The organism is Providencia sp. PROV261 (assembly GCF_028477945.1).
In the GTDB taxonomy this organism is placed as follows: domain Bacteria; phylum Pseudomonadota; class Gammaproteobacteria; order Enterobacterales; family Enterobacteriaceae; genus Providencia; species Providencia stuartii.
Window position 1 is genome coordinate 1 of the sequence record NZ_JAMPMC010000042.1, and the last position, 21,318, is coordinate 21,318.

The 21,318-nt window shown below is 41.2% G+C and carries 18 protein-coding genes; 6 read left to right on the forward strand and 12 right to left on the reverse strand.

Annotated elements, in window-relative coordinates; translation table 11 throughout:
* The first annotated feature begins 496 nt into the window (after positions 1-496).
* Positions 497-3,061: a DNA mismatch repair protein MutS gene (mutS, locus tag PR675_RS18385; RefSeq protein WP_014656628.1), complete on the forward strand. Its 2,565-nt coding sequence runs from the start codon at positions 497-499 to the stop codon at positions 3,059-3,061.
* 1 nt (position 3,062) lies between these two features.
* On the forward strand, positions 3,063-3,824 hold the full coding sequence (gene miaE, locus PR675_RS18390) for a tRNA isopentenyl-2-thiomethyl-A-37 hydroxylase MiaE (RefSeq protein WP_004922898.1): 762 nt from the start codon (positions 3,063-3,065) through the stop codon (positions 3,822-3,824).
* A gap of 106 nt (positions 3,825-3,930) precedes the next feature.
* Here the strand turns inward: miaE and rpoS are convergent, their stop codons facing one another.
* From rpoS to cysG, 12 genes are all read right to left on the reverse strand, one after another.
* Entirely contained in the window at positions 3,931-4,917 is a 987-nt protein-coding gene (gene rpoS / locus PR675_RS18395; RefSeq protein WP_004922901.1) for an RNA polymerase sigma factor RpoS, read from the reverse strand.
* Between the two features lie 54 nt (positions 4,918-4,971).
* Entirely contained in the window at positions 4,972-6,039 is a 1,068-nt protein-coding gene (gene nlpD / locus PR675_RS18400) for a murein hydrolase activator NlpD (protein WP_014656629.1), read from the reverse strand.
* Positions 6,040-6,282: 243 nt separating this feature from the next.
* Entirely contained in the window at positions 6,283-6,909 is a 627-nt protein-coding gene (locus PR675_RS18405) for a protein-L-isoaspartate(D-aspartate) O-methyltransferase (RefSeq protein ID WP_060560573.1), read from the reverse strand.
* Positions 6,906-7,667: a 5'/3'-nucleotidase SurE gene (gene surE / locus PR675_RS18410; protein ID WP_004922907.1), complete on the reverse strand. Its 762-nt coding sequence runs from the start codon at positions 7,665-7,667 to the stop codon at positions 6,906-6,908. Before surE ends, PR675_RS18405 begins: the two co-directional genes overlap by 4 nt.
* On the reverse strand, positions 7,645-8,694 hold the full coding sequence (truD, locus tag PR675_RS18415; RefSeq protein WP_060560574.1) for a tRNA pseudouridine(13) synthase TruD: 1,050 nt from the start codon (positions 8,692-8,694) through the stop codon (positions 7,645-7,647). The genes surE and truD overlap by 23 nt, the downstream gene beginning before the upstream one ends.
* On the reverse strand, positions 8,660-9,172 hold the full coding sequence (gene ispF, locus PR675_RS18420) for a 2-C-methyl-D-erythritol 2,4-cyclodiphosphate synthase (protein WP_060560575.1): 513 nt from the start codon (positions 9,170-9,172) through the stop codon (positions 8,660-8,662). The genes truD and ispF overlap by 35 nt, the downstream gene beginning before the upstream one ends.
* Before the next feature lie 12 nt (positions 9,173-9,184).
* The gene (gene ispD / locus PR675_RS18425; protein WP_014656631.1) at positions 9,185-9,907 is read right to left on the reverse strand and encodes a 2-C-methyl-D-erythritol 4-phosphate cytidylyltransferase; all 723 of its coding nucleotides are present in this window, start codon (positions 9,905-9,907) and stop codon (positions 9,185-9,187) included.
* Between the two features lie 68 nt (positions 9,908-9,975).
* Complete coding sequence (gene ftsB / locus PR675_RS18430) at positions 9,976-10,275, reverse strand: cell division protein FtsB (RefSeq protein ID WP_060560576.1); 300 nt, start codon at positions 10,273-10,275, stop codon at positions 9,976-9,978.
* A gap of 399 nt (positions 10,276-10,674) precedes the next feature.
* The gene (gene cysC, locus PR675_RS18435) at positions 10,675-11,280 is read right to left on the reverse strand and encodes an adenylyl-sulfate kinase (RefSeq protein WP_042116892.1); all 606 of its coding nucleotides are present in this window, start codon (positions 11,278-11,280) and stop codon (positions 10,675-10,677) included.
* A 5-nt stretch (positions 11,281-11,285) separates the two neighbouring features.
* Entirely contained in the window at positions 11,286-12,728 is a 1,443-nt protein-coding gene (gene cysN, locus PR675_RS18440) for a sulfate adenylyltransferase subunit CysN (RefSeq protein WP_060560577.1), read from the reverse strand.
* Positions 12,729-12,739: 11 nt separating this feature from the next.
* Positions 12,740-13,648 (reverse strand): sulfate adenylyltransferase subunit CysD, encoded by a 909-nt coding sequence (cysD, locus tag PR675_RS18445; RefSeq protein ID WP_004922922.1) that lies wholly within the window; start codon positions 13,646-13,648, stop codon positions 12,740-12,742.
* 15 nt (positions 13,649-13,663) lie between these two features.
* On the reverse strand, positions 13,664-15,076 hold the full coding sequence (gene cysG / locus PR675_RS18450) for a siroheme synthase CysG (protein WP_004922925.1): 1,413 nt from the start codon (positions 15,074-15,076) through the stop codon (positions 13,664-13,666).
* A 312-nt stretch (positions 15,077-15,388) separates the two neighbouring features.
* Between cysG and treR the strand changes: the two genes are divergently transcribed.
* The 4 genes from treR (at position 15,389) to pgmB (ending at position 21,286) form a co-directional block, all read left to right on the forward strand.
* Positions 15,389-16,354 (forward strand): trehalose operon repressor TreR, encoded by a 966-nt coding sequence (gene treR / locus PR675_RS18455; protein ID WP_004922927.1) that lies wholly within the window; start codon positions 15,389-15,391, stop codon positions 16,352-16,354.
* A gap of 121 nt (positions 16,355-16,475) precedes the next feature.
* The gene (gene treB / locus PR675_RS18460; protein WP_004922928.1) at positions 16,476-17,897 is read left to right on the forward strand and encodes a PTS trehalose transporter subunit IIBC; all 1,422 of its coding nucleotides are present in this window, start codon (positions 16,476-16,478) and stop codon (positions 17,895-17,897) included.
* Positions 17,898-17,922: 25 nt separating this feature from the next.
* Positions 17,923-20,646: a glycoside hydrolase family 65 protein gene (locus PR675_RS18465; protein ID WP_060560578.1), complete on the forward strand. Its 2,724-nt coding sequence runs from the start codon at positions 17,923-17,925 to the stop codon at positions 20,644-20,646.
* On the forward strand, positions 20,639-21,286 hold the full coding sequence (gene pgmB, locus PR675_RS18470; RefSeq protein ID WP_004922933.1) for a beta-phosphoglucomutase: 648 nt from the start codon (positions 20,639-20,641) through the stop codon (positions 21,284-21,286). Before PR675_RS18465 ends, pgmB begins: the two co-directional genes overlap by 8 nt.
* Positions 21,287-21,318: the final 32 nt, after the last annotated feature.

A 21,318-nucleotide genomic window follows, 5' to 3' on the forward strand; every position in this document is an offset into this window, starting at 1 on the left:
GCATCGACCTCATTTGTGTAACTGTTTAAACTCTTGCAACTTAACGCTAGTCTCAATCAATGCTATTTGAGGAAAATTACCGACTTTTAGCTGTACAAGTTTACCTATAACTGGGCTACTATATCGGTAGAAAACGGTCTTACTGGCTGTTATGCCACAAAATATACGTAAACCAGAGCTTTCGCAGGATTCAGAACTATTTTTACACTTAAGTTTATCGCTGCGATACTGTGTTAAGAATGGTTTTACTGATGATTTTTGGCTCATAAGTGTTACCCTAATTAACGCTTATTATAAAAGTATTCAATGTGTTTAGACTAAAGTGCAGATTGGTGCATTTACAATGCTCATTGGGTTTTAGCCCCATAAACAGCCTACATTTTAACCTACACTCAATCATGGGATTCTGTGACATTCTCTACAATAAAATGGAGTCTAATGAGACAGCCAACGGACACAGGATTAAATAAATTCAACAGATTAGACAAACAAGCTTATGACTGATAACCAAAATTTTGAATCCCACACACCAATGATGCAGCAGTATTTAAAACTAAAAGCACAACATCCTGACATATTGCTGTTCTATCGTATGGGGGATTTTTACGAGCTTTTCTTTGATGATGCCAAAAAAGCGTCTCAATTATTAGATATTTCGCTCACCAAACGAGGGCAAACGGCGGGTCAGCCTATTCCAATGGCAGGTGTACCACACCATGCGGCCGAAAACTATTTAGCAAAATTGGTGCAACTGGGTGAATCTGTCGCGATATGCGAACAAATTGGTGATCCCGCAACGAGTAAAGGTCCTGTTGAGCGTAAAGTCGTACGTATTGTTACACCGGGTACAATCACCGATGAAGCATTACTGAATGAGCGGCAAGACAATCTATTGGCCTCAGTCTGGCAAGAGCCTCAAGGCTATGGCTTTGCAACCTTAGATATCACGTCGGGGCGCTTTATCATCAGTGAATTCGATGACGAAGAGTCTCTACAAGCAGAGCTACAACGTACTCGCCCTGCTGAATTACTCTATCCCGAAGACTTTGCGAGTATGGCGTTAATCGAAAACTGTAAAGGCCTACGTCGTCGGCCTCTATGGGAATTCGAGCTAGAAACAGCAAAACAGCAGCTTGGCCTACAATTTGGCACAAAAGACTTAATTGGGTTTGGGGTCGAAAATGCCTCGAGAGCGCTACGCGCTGCTGGCTGCCTTCTCCAATACGTCAAAGATACTCAACGTACGGCATTACCTCATATCCGTAGCATCATCATGGAAAAACAAACAGATAACGTTATTCTGGATGCTGCAACACGTCGTAATCTTGAGATCACGCAAAACTTATCTGGTGGCACAGATAATACTTTAGCGTCTATTTTGGATTTATGCGTTACCCCGATGGGAAGCCGCATGCTCAAGCGTTGGCTTCATACCCCATTGCGCCATGTACAAACACTAACGAATCGCCAACAAGCTATCGCCGCCTTACAAGAGTGTGGTTTCGAGCTATTACAGCCATTACTACGTCAAATTGGTGATTTAGAGCGTGTACTTGCCCGTTTAGCTTTACGCTCTGCTCGCCCTCGCGATTTAGCACGTATGCGCCACGCTTTTGAACAGTACCAAGAGATTCATCAAATCCTCAACCAATCTAACAGCGAATATCTGCAAAACTTGCAAAAACGTATTAACCAGTTTGATGAGCTACAGGATTTACTGCAACGTGCGATTATTGATGCACCGCCTGTATTGGTGCGTGACGGTGGCGTTATCGCTCCGGGTTATAATAGCGAACTCGATGAATGGCGAGCACTTGCCGATGGAGCTACAGACTATCTTGATAGACTAGAAATTCGCGAAAAAGAGAAGCTGGGCATTGATACCCTTAAAGTGGGCTACAATGCGGTACACGGCTATTTTATTCAGGTCAGTCGCGGTCAGAGTCATTTAGTTCCTATTCATTATGTACGTCGTCAAACGCTGAAAAATGCGGAACGTTACATTATTCCTGAACTAAAAGAGTACGAAGACAAAGTCTTAACCTCAAAAAGTAAAGCGTTAGCTATCGAAAAAGCACTCTATGATGAGCTTTTCGATATGCTATTGCCACATTTGGCAGACTTGCAAATCAGTGCGGAGGCTCTTGCAGAGCTCGATGTGCTCAATAACTTAGCTGAGCGTGCTGAAACACTTGGCTATGCTTGCCCACAACTCACAGATAAACCAGGGATCCACATTACTGAAGGACGCCACCCTGTGGTCGAGCAAGTCCTGAGTGAACCATTTATTTCTAATCCGCTTTCACTTTCCCCACAACGTCGCCTACTTATCATTACAGGCCCTAATATGGGGGGTAAAAGTACCTATATGCGCCAAACTGCATTGATAACACTACTTGCCTATATTGGTAGTTTCGTACCTGCAACAAAAGCGGTCATTGGACCTGTTGATCGTATTTTTACCCGTGTTGGCGCATCCGATGACTTAGCCTCCGGGCGTTCAACCTTCATGGTTGAAATGACTGAAACGGCTAATATTTTACACAATGCAACAGAGCAAAGTTTAGTCCTAATGGATGAAATTGGTCGAGGCACTTCAACCTATGATGGTTTGTCACTTGCTTGGGCTTGTGCTGAAAACTTAGTTAACCGAATCAAGTCCATGACTTTATTTGCCACACATTACTTTGAATTAACAACCTTACCTGAAAAATTAGAAGGCGCGGTCAATATTCACCTTGATGCAATGGAGCACGGCGACACCATCGCCTTTATGCACAATGTTCAAGAAGGAGCAGCAAGTAAAAGTTATGGCCTTGCGGTAGCCTCTCTAGCAGGCGTCCCTAAAGATGTTATTAAGCGTGCCAAACAAAAGCTCAAAGAGTTAGAAATTATTTCAAATAATACCAACGCGAGCCATGTTGATAGCGCACAACTCAGCTTCTTAGTGCCAGAAGAGCCATCCCCTGTTCTTAGCGCTCTTGAAAGTATCGACCCTGATAAGTTAACGCCAAGGCAAGCGTTAGATTGGTTATATCGTTTAAAGGAAATGGATAAGTAGTATGCAAGACCACGCTGAACTTCTAGCGCCTATCAGGCAGTTTTTACGCTGTGAAACGCCTGATAGTTGGGTTAAAAAAGCCAGTGAACCAGAAAGCCTCCCTATACTCTTAAAAGATCATCTATTATGTGAGCTAAAGGCGGCGCAAAGTGCGATGTTTTTGATCCGTAAATATGCGGTTGATAAAGAGAGTGCGGCAACATTGCTTGCTTGGTTTAAGCCTTATGAAGACTTTGCCTACGATCGTATTGGTGATATTCATACGCTAAAGAATAAAAACCAAATATCAAAACAGATCTTGGCGAAAAAGCAGTCACCCTATAGCCAAGATTTAATTGATAAAATGGTACTCTTGATTAAAGAAGAGCTGCACCATTTTTATCAAGTGCTGGAAATTATGCATCAGCGAAATATTGCTTATGATGGTATAACGGCAAGTCGATACGCTAAAGGGCTATTCAGTCATATGAGTGGTCATGAACCACAAACATTGGTCGATAAACTGATTATTGGTGCTTATATTGAAGCTCGATCATGTGAACGTTTCGCGAAATTGGCTCCTTTTCTAGACGATGATTTAGCGAGCTTTTATGTCTCATTACTGCGCTCAGAAGCGAGGCACTATCAAGATTACCTACAGTTAGCGCAATCAATCAGTAAAACAGATATTAGCGAGCGTGTTGAGATGTTCGGTCTCGTTGAAGCCGAACTTATCACCTCAGTAGACCACGATTTTAAATTTCATAGTGGCGTTCCTGTGTGACGGTAAGCTAAAGTCTATGATGAGAAACTCGACCATTTATTATCATTAACGAAAAAAGCCCTCAATCAAATATTGAGGGCTTTCGTTATGGTATTCACAAAGATATTTACATATTAAATAAGGCTTCTAAGGAAAGCTCCTCTCCTTGTAAAATATCTTTTAACCGCCTTAGCCCTTCCACTTGTATCTGGCGCACCCTTTCTCTTGTTAACCCAATTTCTCGGCCAACTTCTTCTAGCGTCTCAGCTTCATAGCCTAATAGCCCAAAACGCCGAGCAAGGACTTCTCGCTGCTTTGGATTCAATTCAAATAACCACTTCACAATATTCTCTTTTAAGTTGTTATCTTGAATTGTATGCTCTGGGCCTGATTCATTCTCATCAGAGAGAACTTCAAGTAAAGATTTCTCTGAATCGCCAGCAATAGGCGTATCGACCGATGTAATACGTTCATTTAAACGCAACATACGGCTGACATCTTCTACTGGTTTATCAAGCTGTTCAGCGATTTCCTCAGCGCTAGGCTCGTGGTCGAGTTTTTGCGCTAATTCGCGGGCAGTTCTAAGGTAAATATTGAGCTCTTTGACGATATGAATTGGGAGGCGGATGGTTCTAGTTTGATTCATGATGGCACGTTCAATCGTTTGACGGATCCACCATGTCGCATACGTTGAGAAGCGGAACCCCTTTTCAGGATCAAACTTTTCAACAGCGCGAATTAACCCTAGATTACCTTCCTCAATAAGATCTAATAATGCTAATCCCCGATTATTATAACGTCGAGAGATCTTAACAACTAACCGAAGATTACTTTCAATCATGCGCTGACGTGAAGCAACATCTCCACGTAGCGCTCTCCTCGCGTAGAAGACTTCTTCTTCGGCAGTTAGGAGCGGAGAGAATCCAATTTCACTGAGATAAATTTGAGTGGCATCCAGAACACGCTGATTCGTGTTCTGGAGTAAATCCATTTCATCATCTAGTTCAGTAACCAGATCCTCTTCTTTGAACTGACTCTCATCAAAAGCATCATCCATCATGCTATCGTCGAGGTCATTGTATAACTCGTTAGCTTTCAGCGAACTTTGGCTCATCAGTGACTCCTACCCTTGATAATGAGGGCAGAATGTCATTGCACTCTGCCCAGTTTATCGCTGCGGTAAGTAGCGCAGCGGGTTTACTGATTTTCCCTTGTAACGAATTTCAAAATGTAATCTAACCGAACTCGTTCCGGTACTACCCATCGTGGCTATTTTCTGACCCGCGGCAACATCCTGCTGGTCACGCACAAGTAACGTATCGTTATGTGCATAAGCACTCAAGTAGTCATCGTTATGTTTTATTATTATAAGATTTCCATATCCGCGTAGTGCATTTCCTGCATAAACCACTTTACCTGGAGCAGAAGCAAGTACAGGTTGACCTCGTGAACCGGCAATATCAATGCCTTTATTTCCACCTTGAGCATCAGAGAAACCTTCTATTGTTTTCCCTTCCGCTGGCCAACGCCATTTTATCGATGAGCTATTTGTACTGCTTGCTGTCGTCGTAGAGGCGGTAGAAGCTGCCGTCGTTGTTGTTGCCGTAGAAGTTTGCGTTGCAGGCTTCTTATTATTAGGCAACATCTTACCTGAATTTTGACCGCTTCCATTTGCAGGATACGCATTAGTTGTTCGAAGATCAACCGGTTGCTGATTACTATTTGATGAATTTGAGGCCAATTGCCCGTTTGAGTTCACATTTCCGTTACCAATATTGATCACTTGCCCAACATTTAGGCTATAAGGCTCTGCAATATTGTTTTTAGCTGCTAACTCACGGAAATCATTACCAGTTATATAAGCAATATAGAATAGTGTATCACCGCGTTGTACGGTGTAAGTACTGCCACTGTAGCTACCTTTAGGGATGCTACCATAGTCGCGGTTATAGATAATACGCCCTTGCCCATCCATATTGACTGGGGCAGAGGTACGAATAGATGATGAAGAATTCGAAGACAAATTAGGTCGAGAAGAAGGCATCGCTGTACTTGTACCACCAGTAGGTGCCGTTCTTTGAACAGTTTGTTGACTTGATTGACTCGTCTGACCGTCATTTACGCTAGAAATAGGCGCTGCTGTATGGTACGGAGTTGAACATCCAGCCAATAATGCCCCGCTAAATGAAAAGATCACCGCCCATCGAATTCTGCTTATTGGGCTAACAATTTTCATGCTTCTTCTCCCGTGAAGAAAAATCTGACATAGCAAATAAATTTGTGTCAGTAAAACATTAGAGCCTGTTAGCTCTCGTCACTAAAAGTATTTTGCTTATTAAAGCAGAAATATAAAATATTGAACAAGCCAAATATATCAAAAATATAACAATTTGAGATTATGACTTAATGGAAAATACAACATTCTTAACTTTAAGCTGTTAAAGTGCCCTATTTTACCAAATATGACTATAAGCAAAAATTATGCTAAGTCACCCGCTACTAGCGGAACAAAACGTACTTTTTCGACCACATTAGCATGATAATCATTCCCTCGGCGCGTAATTAGCTTCAGCGCTTGATCTTTATCCCCCACAGGCAGAACCAAACGCCCACCGTCTTTTAATTGCTGTAGTAACCGAGGCGGAATTTCACTGGGTGCCGCCGTCACGATAATTGCATCAAAAGGCCCTTTAGATTGCCAGCCTTCCCAGCCATCACCATGACGAGTGGAGATATTATGTAAATCAAGCTGCTTAAAACGACGTTTTGCCGTCCATTGCAAACTTTTTACCCTTTCAACAGAAAAAACATGTTTTGCAAGGTGCGCTAAAACAGCGGTTTGATAACCTGACCCTGTACCGATTTCTAATACATGATCTTCTGGCTTAATCGCCAGTAATGCAGTCATTTTTGCAACAATATAAGGTTGAGAGATAGTTTGCCCATAACCGATAGGTAATGGAATATTATCATAAGCCTTATGCGATAGGGCTTCGTCAACAAAGCGTTCACGAGGAACCTGTGACAAAGCATCTAACAGGCGCTCATCGTGAATTCCCTGTTGGCGTAGTTGTGCCAAAAGTTCTTTCATGAGGCCTGTTCTCATTTTACTTTCACTCCCGATTTTTCTAACCACTCTTCAACTAATGAATGTGCTTTATACGCTGTTAAGTCAACTTGTAATGGGGTAATTGAAACATAACCTTGTGATACGGCTTCAAAATCAGTACCCGGCCCAGCATCACGGATCTCCCCTACAGGCCCTAGCCAATACAACATATTACCTTTAGGATCTTCAAGGTTGTAGACTTCTGAAGCAGCATGACGGCTACCACAGCGAGTGACTTTGATCCCTTTAACATCCTCATAAGGGATATCAGGAACGTTAATGTTTAGTATGTTACCTGCCCGTAAAGGGTTTTTATGTAATAACGCGAGAATATCACAGGTTATTTTTGCAGCAGTTTCAAAATGGGTATCTCCATCCAATGATACCGCAATTGAAGGTAACCCTAAGTGCCTCCCTTCCATCGCCGCAGCAACTGTCCCTGAATAGATCACATCATCACCTAAATTAGGCCCACAGTTAATTCCTGACACAACAATATCCGGTCGCGGCCTAACGACTTTATTCACACCAATGTAAACACAATCTGTTGGCGTACCTTCTTGTACAGAAAAGTCACCATTAGCAAGAGTTTGGATCCTTAAAGGCCTATCTAACGTTAATGCGTTCGATGCCCCACTACGGTTGCGATCAGGCGCAATCACTTGCACCTGATAATATTGACGTAAAGCTGCCGCCAATGTCTGGATCCCCGGTGCAGTCACACCATCGTCGTTACTCAATAATATCTTTAACATCGGCACTATCCTGATTAATGATTTCTCGCACCACGCTTGTTGCAAAGCTTCCTGAATTAAGGAAAAAATTGAGTTTTAATGTAGTCTGGTCAATCCATTGCCATTGAAAATTTTGCGGTTTCACAATCATCGCTCTTCGTGTCGATGAGACGCGTTCGTTTTTCATCAGTGTCATCAAAGAGTGATAGCTTTCTAAGCTGTTGGTTTCAAAAACCAGTGCATCCTCTTGCGTACCTAATTCGCCATCACCGGGCAAAGGCGCAGTGATACTCAATTCGCCAGAAGCAACACGCGCTTGCAAGGTAGGCAACTCTTCTGCCGTTGCAACAAACCAACTTCCACGCCCTGTTAGTTGTAGCGCATCACCAAGTAATACTTGGTTTATGGTTTGGTTTTCAATCCGTTCACTTGCAACATGGTTAAACATAGCACTACGTGCGGCAGATAAATAGAAACTACGCTTATTACGTTCACGAACCGTAATTTCTTGGTTCGCCCAACGTAATGCTTGGGTTAAGTTTTGCCCATCACGGCCAAACCTTTGTTCCCCAAAATAATTCGGAATGCCTTGTTCTGCAACTTTCTGTAAACGAGCCTCAACATCCTCAGGTACTGAAATATCTCGGATCGTCAATTCAAACTGGTTGCCTTTCAATGTTCCAATACGTAACTTGCGTTTTTGTCTCGTTGTCGCGATGACTCTACAACCATCAAGCTGCCATAATGAAAAATCAGGCGTTTCTTTACCTGGCATTTGTAAACAAAACCACTGTTCAGTCACTGCATTACGGTCTTTTAAACCCGCATAGCTCACTGAACGAGCTGAAATTTTTGCAAATTTAGCTAACTGTTCAGCCACAAATAATGTGTTGCAACCTGTTTTTTCAATGCGAACCATAACATGTTCGCCTTCGCCGTCCAGTTCGAAGCCAAGATCTTCTTTGACAATAAAATCTTCTGGCTGACTTTTTAGCTTACCTGTTGAGAGAGGTTTACCATGCAGGTACTGTACATTCATGAGTTTCATTACCATTATCTTTCACTAACAGCACTACCGCCGCACATGCAATGCCCTCTTTACGCCCAACAAACCCCAATTGCTCGGTTGTTGTTGCTTTGACATTAATATCACCCATGTGACATTCAAGATCTTCAGCAATATTGACGCGCATTTGCGGGATATGTGGCAACATTTTTGGTGCTTGAGCCATAATAGTGACATCAATATTTCCAATGCTGTAGCCTTTTTCTCGAACATGGCAGTAAGCTTTTTTTAGCAATATGCGGCTATCTGCACCTTTGTATGCAGGGTCGGTATCAGGGAAGAGCTTACCAATATCACCAAGTGCTGCTGCACCTAAAATAGCATCTGTTACTGCGTGTAATACCACATCACCGTCAGAGTGTGCCAATAAACCGTGTTCATAAGGGATACGGACACCACCAATAATGATAGGACCATCACCGCCGAACTTATGCACATCAAAACCGTGCCCAATTCTCATTATTTATTCCTTTTATTTCATTCTAGAAAGATAAAATTCCGCCAGTGCCAGATCTTCTGGTCGAGTCACTTTCAGGTTATCAGAACGTCCTGAAACTAATACAGGTTGATAGCCGCAATATTCAAGTGCAGAGGCTTCATCTGTGATAACCGCATTCTCTTTCAAAGCTTTACTTAAGCAATCTCGCAATAACAACAAAGGGAAAAATTGTGGGGTCAATGCATGCCATAAGGCTTCCCGCTCCACTGTATGATCGATGAGATCAGAAGCTTTTCGGCTCCGTTTCATGGTATCCCTGACCGGAGCTGCCAAGATCCCTCCACAACAATTTTTTGTTGATAATTGAATAATTTTATTTAAATCGTCTTGATGCAAACAGGGGCGTGCCGCATCGTGCACTAATACCCACTTATTATGCATATTGCCGTCTTGGGCTAAAAAGTCTAACCCTGCTAATACCGAATCTGCTCGCTCTTTGCCACCTTCAACTGTCGTCACGCGTGAATCTTGCGCAATATCAAGCTTAGCAAAATAGTCGTCATCAGGACTCAACGCGATAACAACACTGGCAACATGAGGATTCAATAGCAATGCATTAATTGTATGCTCAATGATAGTTTTCCCTGCAACCTGCAAGTACTGTTTTGGGCAATCGGCCTTCATACGACTACCAATACCTGCCGCGGGAATTATCGCAACCACTTGCGAATCTACCCCAATTATTGAGTTATTCATTATGTTGGATCTTACATTGAAATTAATGACCGATAGATATAACAGATTATAAAAGAGTTTATAACTTATTAATTTTTAGATTTTTTTTGGTTATTACTCTCTTTTACCATTCTATAAAATGATTCTCCAGGTTTGATCATTCCAAGCTCTGTACGGGCACGCTCTTCAATAGCATCTTGACCATCGTTCAAGTCATTAATTTCAGCAAATAGCTGCTCATTACGCACTTTTAAGCGAGAATTGATAATTTCTTGCGCCGCAACATCGTCTTTGACTCGGACGTAATCGTGAATGCCATTTTTCCCTAACCATAGAGAATATTGTGTCCAAGCCAATACGGCGATTAATAGAAGCGTTAATTTGCCCATTTTGCCCCCTGAAATGATTAGCTAATCATCCCATAACTGAGCTCATGACGCTACTATGAAGAAAGTAATGTCATAAAAGTAAGTAAAAATTACCGGTTAAATGGCTAAATTTCACTCAAATTAATGTTAACAATATGTCCTTTGTTTAATTTCTCATCCAGAATCAAATCTTATCTCTATGCCTATCATCAAACTATTACCTAACTGAGTAAAATTCACCAACGAAAACACGAGCCTTCATGCAAAATATTTTGCACTTATGTAACGCCACTATAGAAGACCAAGACTAACCCAAGTGGGTCTTATGTTCAGGAAAGCTAAGGGGAAATGACAGATGAACGCGAAGAGATGTTACTGAAAATCACATCTATCCAGCAACATCATCTCATGAAGAATAGTTTAAATCTTAATCACTTGTTGATGAGTTAACAGATGAATAATCCTTGTCACCGAGTCGTTGATAGGCTGTAAACCATCAAGCCGTAACTCGGGTTTTAGCGGCTCTTGGTAAGGAGAATCGATCCCCGTAAACTGTTTAATTTTTCCTGCTCTGGCCTGTTTATAAAGCCCTTTAGGATCGCGCTGTTCACACACTTCTACGGGGGTTGCTACGTAAAGCTCAAAAAATTGATTTTCTTCAAACAGATCACGAACACGCGCTCTATCTGCCTGATAAGGCGATATAAAAGCCGTTGCGACGATTAGGCCTGCATCGACCATCAATTTAGCTACTTCACCAATCCGGCGGATATTTTCTTGTCTATCCGCCTCGCTAAACCCTAAATCACCACATAAACCATGACGTACATTATCACCATCAAGCAGATAGGTTTTTATTCCCATCGCGGCTAAAGCTTGCTCAGTCGCTCCCGCTAATGTCGATTTACCTGATCCTGATAACCCTGTAAACCACAATACCGCGCCTTTATGCCCATTTGCCGCTTCTCTAACTTGCCGAGTGACGGGATGATCGTGCCAAACAATATGATTATCCGTTAGCGCCATCATGTTTATTTTCCACCGAGTAAATCGCGCGCTCCCCAATGAGGGAAATGGCGTCGAATCAATTTATTGAGTTCAATTTCAAACTCGCTAAAGTTATCTTTTTGCTCAATAAACTGTCCGGTAACCTCACGTACTAAGCCGGCTCCCGCAGTAACATTCGTGAGCCTATCAATTAGGATCATGCCACCTGTATCAGCATTGTGTTGATAGTTATCTAATAATAGTGGCTCATCAAAAGAGAACTCCACCAGCCCAATACCATTAAGCGGCAGTTCAGTAGCGACCTTTTGTGTTAAGTTATTAACATCGACTTGATAGTGAATATTTTCAACTTTGGCGCGACTTCTTTTGCCCGCGATTTTGATATCCAACTGTTGCCCTTGAACAAGTGGCTGCTCCGACATCCAAACCACATCAATCAAGGCATGATGAGTGCTCTGCAACGTATCGTTTTCTGCAACAATTAAATCTCCACGGCTAATATCAATCTCATCTTCTAACACTAATGTGATTGCTTCCCCCGGAACAGCAAACTGCAAAGCACCATCGAATGTAATGATATCTTTAACTTTAGAGACTTGACCCGATGGTAATGCTTTAACAAATTGACCGATACTCACAATCCCTGAAGATAAGGTTCCACTATAGCCTCTAAAGTCCAAGTTTGGTCGATTCACATATTGGATCGGGAAGCGTAATGCCTGCTCTGAGGCTTTTTGCTGGACTTGAACATTTTCTAAAATGTGTAGTAGCGTTTCACCTTGATACCATGGAATATTTTGGCTTTTGTTAACAATATTATCGCCATCAAGAGCAGAAATCGGTACAAACCAAACATTCAGATCAACAGGTAATTCGGTAGCAAATTTTTGGTAGTCTTGCTTAATTTTTTCGAATACAGCTTCACTGTAATCCACTAAATCCATCTTATTAACTGCCACAATTAAGTGACGGATACCCAGCAGTGTACTAATAAAACTGTGACGTCGAGTTTGCTCTTGAACTCCTTTTCGAGCATCGATCAACAAAATAGACAGTGAGCAAGTTGAGGCGCCTGTCGCCATGTTACGCGTATATTGTTCATGGCCCGGCGTATCCGCAATAATAAATTTGCGCTTTTGGGTCGAAAAATAGCGGTAAGCGACATCAATCGTAATACCTTGTTCACGCTCCGCAGCAAGGCCATCCACCAGCAATGCTAAATCTAATTTTTCTCCTTGTGTGCCTATACGCTTACTGTCATTTTGCAACACAGAAAGTTGATCTTCATAAATTTGTCGAGTGTCATGTAATAAGCGACCAATCAGGGTACTTTTACCATCATCAACATTGCCACAGGTTAGAAAGCGTAATAGCCCTTTGTGTTGCTGTGCTAATAAGTAGCCTTCAACTCCACCTTGTTGCTTAATTTGTTCCGCAATAATTTCGTTGTATGCTAAATCTGCCATAACGTTTCCCCTTAAAAATATCCTTGACGCTTCTTTTGCTCCATTGATGCAGCTTGGTCACTATCGATTAACCGACCTTGACGTTCACTCGTCGTGGATATCAGCATCTCTTCGATAATTTCAGGTAAGGTCTCTGCCTGTGATTCAACAGCCCCCGTTAATGGCCAGCACCCTAGCGTCCGAAAACGCACTTTTCGCTTAGCAATCACTTCACCCGCTTTTAAATCTATACGGTCATCATCTACCATCAATAGTGTGCCATCCCGCTCTAATACAGGGCGCTCTTTTGCAAAATAGAGAGGCACAATATCGATATTTTCTAAGTAGATATATTGCCAAATATCCAGTTCTGTCCAGTTGGATAGTGGGAAGACGCGAATGCTCTCACCTTTATTAATTTGCCCATTATAGTTATGCCATAATTCAGGGCGTTGGTTTTTAGGATCCCAACGGTGTGAACGGTCTCTGAAAGAGTATATTCTCTCTTTTGCGCGTGATTTTTCTTCATCACGCCTTGCCCCCCCAAATGCTGCATCGAAACCATATTTATCCAGCGCTTGTTTTAAACCTTCCGTTTTCATAATGTCTGTATGCTTTGCGCTACCATGTATAAAGGGATTGATACCAAGCGCCTCCCCTTCTGGATTCCGGTAAACTAGGAGTTCGAAACCATAGTTTTTCGCCGTTTTATCACGAAATTCATACATTTCACGAAATTTCCACCCTGTATCCACATGTAATAATGGAAATGGCAATTTACCTGGATAAAAAGCCTTACGCGCTAAATGCAACATAACGGATGAATCTTTGCCTATTGAATAAAGCATCACTGGATTTGCAAATTCAGCAGCCACTTCACGTAAAATATGAATACTTTCAGCTTCCAACTGCTGCAAATGGGTCAATCGTTTTTCATTCATGATGGCCTCCTTCTATTAAGCCAATTCCAGCACGGCTGAACGCCATCTGTTTTCCACGACTTGATGACCAAACCAAGCTAACTGTTGATGTAATGCGACGACTTCACCAATCACTAATAAAGCAGGCGAAGGCGCTTTTTGCGCAAGTGCTTCTAATTCATGCAACTGACCACTAAGCACTTGCTGGTTACTGCGTGTACCACAACCGATGACTGCCACAGGGGTTTCTGGGGAGCGCCCAAAATAAATCAATTGTTTACTAATGCTATCCGCCTTTACCGTTCCCATATAAATGGCTAAGGTTTGATGACCTCTAGCCAAAGCTGGCCAATCTAATTCATTCCCATCATTCTTACAGTGCCCTGTGATAAACGTGACACTTTGAGAATGTTCACGGTGCGTCAAAGGGATCCCCGCATACGCTGTCGCACCAATCGCTGCTGTAATACCGGGAACCACTTGAAAAGGAATACCTGCGGCGGCAGCCACTTCAAGCTCCTCGCCACCTCGACCAAAAATAAAGGGGTCACCACCTTTTAAACGTACGACTTTTTTCCCCTGTTTCGCTAGTTTGACAATTAACGAATTGGTCTCTTCTTGGGGAACTGAATGACGATGAGCTCGCTTTCCAACACAAATTTTGTCTGCATCACGCCGTGCTAAATCAAGCACTTCCTCACTAACAAGGTTGTCGTATAAAACAACATCTGCATTTTGCAAAACTTGCAGACCTTTTAATGTTAATAGCCCTGCGTCTCCGGGGCCTGCGCCAACAAGGGTCAGCTCCCCGCTAGTATCTTGCTCATACAGTTGTTTCTCTAACTGCTGCTCTGCTTGTGAAAGTTGGCCTTTTTCAACCAATGAGGCAAAGTGACCATTAAAGCTTTTTTCCCAAAAGCGTTTGCGCTCACGCATGCTGGTAATAGACTCTTTCACCTTTTCGCGCCAGCGCCCTGCTATCTCAGCCATCTGGCCTAGTGAATGTGGTAGCATCCCTTCCAGTTTTTCGCGTAATAAACGAGCAAGTACGGGAGCCGTTCCCCCCGATGAAATAGCAACAACGACAGGGTCTCTATCGATGATTGAAGGCACAATGAAAGAGCATAGCGGCTTTTCATCAACCACATTTACAAAGGTGTGTTGAGACTCCGCATCATGAAAAACTTTCTCATTCAATGAGGGATTATCAGTTGCAGCGATCACCAAATATGCCTTCTCAATATGTGCAGAGTGATACTCACCTTTAATCCACTCAAATGCATTTTGCTCATAAAGGCGCTGTAAGAGTGGGTTTAATGTCGGAGAAATGACGACAAGCGCGGCATTAGCTTTAAGCAATAGCTCTGCTTTGCGTGCTGCAACATCGCCGCCGCCAACTAGCACAGCTTTGCGGGATCGAAGATCCACAAATAACGGTAAATATTCCATCTTGCTCTTCCGGTGTTATATCACTTTTTTATGACAACCATTTAAATTGACTATATGGCGTGCAAGTTGGGTTATGAAATGCCAAAAATTCATTAGATGTAACGCAAAGGAATAAGTCAGCCTAATGAGTTATGAAGAAGAAATACTCATAATGGCATCAAAGCAAAACGCGATTTCACGACTAAGATAAGTATTGATCGCTTCTTTTCTACAGATGCCTTGAAAAAAATGAGTTAGACTAAGCACATAAATAGAAAATAAATATAAATGACTAAGCCTTTATAAGTATTTAGCTAATTAAGACAAAACATTATGATAAAAACGGATAAAAAGAAACTCACCATTAATGATATTGCAAAGCTATGTGGCGTAGGTAAATCAACAGTTTCAAGGGTGATTAATCAAGACCCAATGGTTAATGAAGAGACTCGGCAAAAAGTTAATCAAATAATTGAAAAATACCAATTTACTCCCTCAAAATCTGCCCGTGCAATGCGAGGCTATTCAAACCGCTCTTTCGGCATCATCATGACGCGTTTAGATTCTTACGCTGAAAACCAAGCAGTCAGTTCCATGCTACCTATTTTCTATCAAAATAATATCGACCCTATTATTTTAGAGAGTCAATTTAAACCGGAAAAAGTTGAGGAACATTTAAAAATGCTTGCTCGCCAAAAGGTTGATGGGATTGTCTTTTTTGCTTTTTCAGGCATTGATATCAATAAGCTCTCCAATTGGAAACAAAAAATGGTTGTTATTGCGCGACCATTAGAAGGTTTTGTCTCTATTTGTCACGATGATGAAAGTGCGGTTAAAAACCTTATGCACTATTTTCATAAACAAAAAAATTACCAACAAATAAGTTATATCGGGATCAATGTTCACGATGAAACAACGGGCCTACTTCGTTACCAATCTTATCTACACTATTGTCAGCAGCAAGGTTTAACCCCTCACGCACAATTAGGTGAACTTAATTACCAAAGTGGCTATATGCTTGCTAAAGAGATCTTAACCACATCACCACAAGCCATACTGTGCGCAACAGACTCATTAGCATTTGGTGTACAAAAATACTTATCCGAACAAAACATGAATCATATCGATGTGGCCTGTATTGGGCGAAATGATTTATTGGCCTTTTTATTTCCTCAAACCAAATTCTACCGTTTAGGCTTTAGAGAGAGTGGGAAAGAGGCTGCTAATATATTGATTAAAATGGCAAAAGAAGATGTTCCGCCACAAAAAATCATTATCTCCAGTGATAAATTAAATTAATAACTTAAGAAAATAATTATTATTACTTGTGATCATCGTCTAGTTATGGGAACGTTCCCGTTCAAATAATGCAAATAAGGATATATATTAAAAAAAACATAACTACGATGAGAAAATAAATATGCCTAGTGCCAAAGATTTAAAGGCCATTGAAGAGCTTATTGCACTGATTGGCGGTAAAAATAATATTATTAGTGTTTCTCACTGCTTAACAAGGCTACGCTTTGTTCTTAATGACCCTAATATCGCAGAAATAGATAAAATAAAACAAATCCCTTTTGTTAAGGGGTGTTTTAATAATGCCGGACAGTTCCAAGTTATTATTGGTGTCGATGTTGACCACTATTATCAAATTCTTTCAAAGCATCTTGAGTTAGAAACAAAAAGTAAAGATGAAGTAAAGTCTGACGCCAAAAAAAATATGAGTTTTTGGCAAAGGCTTATCGCAAATTTGGCAGAAATATTCGTACCACTATTACCTATTTTAATTTGTGGTGGTTTACTTTTAGGTTTGCGTAACGTTATTGGTGAGATGCCTGTATCGGATAATAAACCTTTAACCTATTTTTATCCTTGGTTAAAGCCTATTTATGATTTCCTATGGTTACCTTGCGAAGCAATATTCCACTTTTTACCTGTTAGCATCTGCTGGTCTGCAACTAAAAAGATGGGGGGTACCCCAGCCCTAGGTTTAGTATTAGGGATCACTTTAGTTTCTCCTCAGCTAATGAATGCCTATAATTTAGGCTCACAAATCCCTGATGTTTGGAACTTTGGGCTGTTTACAATTGAGAAAGTCGGTTATCAGGCGCAAGTCATCCCTTCTATCTTAGCAGGTTTATTCCTCGGCTGGTTTGAGACCCGTTTACGCCGTTACATTCCCGATTATTTAAAATTGGTTATTGTTCCAATCGTCACATTGATTATCTCAGTCTTCGTCGCACACGTTATTTTAGGCCCTATTGGCAGAAGCATTGGCAATGGTATTGCCGAAGTCATCAAGCTATTAATGCTAGGTGACTTTGCGCCTATTGGCTCAGCTATCTTCGGTTTTTTCTACTCGCCAATGGTGATCACAGGGTTACATCACACAACCTTAGCGATCGACTTACAGATGACTCAAAGTTACGGCGGCACCCCTATTTGGCCTATTATCGCATTATCAAATATTGCCCAAGCTTCAGCGGTTGTCGGTATCATTATTGTTAGCCGTAAAGCAAATGAACATGAAATTACTATCCCAGCCGCTATTTCAGCCTATTTAGGTGTAACAGAGCCGGCTATGTATGGTGTTAACCTAAAATATGGCTTCCCTATGCTATGTGCGATGGTTGGTGCTTCACTCGCAGGACTGATTTGTGGTTTAAACCATGTTCTATCTAATGGTATTGGCGTGGGTGGTTTACCTGGCATTTTATCGATACAACCAACTTATTGGTTAGTTTACCTGTTCGCTATGGTCGTCGCCGTTGTCGTTCCCATTGCATTAACCGTTATCGCCTATCGCTATAAAGAAAGAAAAGGCACGCTACAAGCTAATTAATATATCATCAAATTTAAGGTTTATTATGAATTACTTATACATTGTTTTTACAGATATCAGCGTGTCTGTTGAGTACAATAATAATAAATATGATTACACCTTTGACACCGTAAATAGTACTTATCATGACTGGTTAAATATCGCTAAGAAAATAAATAGCGACTTTCAATTGATTGACGGTGGCGTTATACAATGGCCAGTCGATGACGATGGAAAAAAATCTTATGTGATAAAAACACAAGATAATAAAACTATTGATGTCGCAAATTTATTTACAGAATCTCTTAATAAGCCATTTATTATTGAAAATATCAGGGAAGTAAATCAACAGGACAGCTTAGAGAGGAAATTCATTCATCGGGAAAAAGAAGTTACTTGGTCAATTGAGTATTCCGGTTTAACATCAGGGAAAGATGAGTATTGCCAAGAGTCACTATTAACGGTGGCAAATGGGTATATTGGCCTGCGCGGTACATTACCGGAGATGACAGCGAGTCATGATTATTACCCTGCAACTTATATTGCAGGCCTATATAATCAAGCAACCTCTCAAGTCAACGATCACCAAGTGGTCAACGAAGACTTTGTTAATGCACCGAATGGCCAGTTTATTTCGCTTAAAATCGGAGATGGCGACTACATTCATCCAAATAATGTAACCACACTTGCTCTAACCCGCCATTTAGATTTTAAAACCGGTGTCCTATCTTCTGACTGGCTTATTGAAACAACAGACGGGAAACAACTGAATATTCGCTGTTTCAAGTTTGCCAATATGGCAAATATGTCTCATTACTGCCTACATTACCAATTTATTCCGTTAAATTTTTCTGGCGAAATGACCCTTCTCACTCGCTTAGAAGGGAACACTTGTAATGCAGGAGTAGAACGATATCGTAGCCTAAATCAAAACCATTACAGTGTGTTAGAAGGTGGTGCAAAGCAACAAAATGCTTATCTGTTAGCTCAAACTCATCAATCAAAAATAGGGATTGGCTTAGCATCCTCTCTTTGTGGTGATTTCTTTTCACCACAAGACATTATTTGCCATTTTTCTGACTCAGTTGTTGAGCAAAGTATCACATTCAATGCTCAGAAAAATACCCCCTATACTGTTGAAAAAAGTGTCGCGCTAACCACATCTACGGCTTACCCCGATAATTGGCAAGATGTTACGAAATGGGAACTTCCCGCTTGGCAAACCCAGTTAGCAGAAACAAAACAAGCATGGCAAACTTTATGGGATGAAGCTGATATTGCAGTATCAGGGGATTTAATGACGCAAAAATTATTACGTCTACATACCTACCATTTACTTTCATCAGCGTCACCGTTTAGTAACGAAAAAAATAAACTTGATGTTTCCGTCACCGCACGAGGGCTACACGGAGAAGCTTATCGAGGGCATATTTTTTGGGATGAGATTTTTATTTTCCCATTTTATATCATGCACTTCCCTAATACCGCTCGCCAACTTTTACTCTATCGTTATCGCCGATTAGAAGCTGCCCGACTCGCAGCGAAGGCCGCCGGTTTCCAAGGCGCTATGTTCCCATGGCAGTCAGGTCACGATGGTACAGAGCAAACTCAAGTTCTGCATTTAAATCCATTATCTGGTCAGTGGGATCCTGACCACAGTTGTCGCCAACGCCATGTTTCATTAGCCATCGCTTACAACGTGTGGCTATATTGGCGTAATACCCTTGATAACCCATTTATGGAAGAGTATGGCTTAGAGCTGCTCAATGACATCACGTTATTTTGGCTTAGCCTATGTCAGTGGGATGAGCAAGACCAACGTTTTCATATCAGTGGCGTCATGGGCCCCGATGAATTTCATGAAAAATATGCCGATGCTCAAGAAGGCGGCCTAAAAGATAATGCCTATACCAATTTAATGGTGGCGTGGCTTTTCAATGAGATGACGACGCTGTATCGCGATAAACGTTTTACTGACAAATTATCTGAATTTGGTTTTTCTGCAAATACGCTCGACAAGCTCTGCCAAATTAAAACGCAGCTCGCTGTCACGCTAAATCAAGATGACGTTATTGAACAATTTGCAGGCTACTTTGCGTTAGATGATCTCGACTGGGAAAGCTATCGCCAGAAATATGGCAATATTTACCGAATGGATCGGATCCTACGTAAAGAAAATAAATCAGCAGATGATTTCAAAGTCGCTAAACAAGCCGACACACTCATGTTGTTTAATAACTTAGATAAAACAACTGTGAAATCTTTAATTGAATCTCTGGGCTACTCATTATCTGAAAGCTTTGCGGAGAAAAATCTACATTATTACCTTGAACGCACCTCTCATGGCTCAACCTTATCGCGCATTGTTCATGCTTATTTAGCCGAACAAATACAGCTCCATGACCTATCGTGGCAACTCTATCAGGATGCCTTGTACTCAGATTACAACGATATCCAAGGTGGAACGACGGCTGAAGGCATACATACCGGAGTGATGGCAGCGACTTTAAATACTACGATCATGGCTTACGCTGGTGTCGATATTCGACAAGATATTCTTAATATCGCGCCTTCGTTACCTAAACAGTGGCAAGGGCTGAGTTTTAAATTAAGGCACCAATGTGTTTTGTTCCACATCAGGGTAACTCATAACAATATTACGGTGATGAGTGATAAAGCATGCACAATATCAATCAATAACCACCTCTATAGCCTTGTTCCCAACACACCTTTTTCCTTAAATTCTAATGAGGGTAACGCTAATGGTTAAAGGACTCATATTTGATCTTGATGGTGTTATTGTTGATACCGCCGGTTACCATTATTTAGCTTGGAAAAAGCTGGCTAGCGAAATCGGGATTGAAATTGATGAACAATTCAACCAATCCTTAAAAGGAATCAGCCGAGTAGAGTCATTAGATAAAATTTTACGCCATGGTAATAAGCAAAATTCATTTTCTATTGAAGAGAAAAATATGCTCTCTGAAAGGAAAAATGAATATTATCTAAAGTTACTTGATAACATTAGCCCAAAAGATATTTTACCCGGCGTATTAGATTTAATTAAGCAGGCTAACCAATACAATATACCTTGTGTTATTGCCTCTGCATCCCAAAATGCGCCAACTATATTGAAAAAATTGGCTATAGAGCACTATTTTCAATCTATTGTTGATCCTAAGTCATTAAAACAAGGTAAACCCGATCCTGAAATCTTTTTAAAAGCAGCGCAGCTCATTGATGTGCCTGCTCAGTATTGTGTTGGTTTTGAAGATTCAATGGCAGGAATACAAGCCCTTAAAAAAGCGAGGATTTATGCTATTGGTATTATCGCTGAAGGCCCACTGCCTGAAGCTGATCGTGAAGTGCACTCATTAACTGAAATAGACATACATACACTAATCAAATAATAAATTATCGGATGGAAACTCTGTTTTCCATC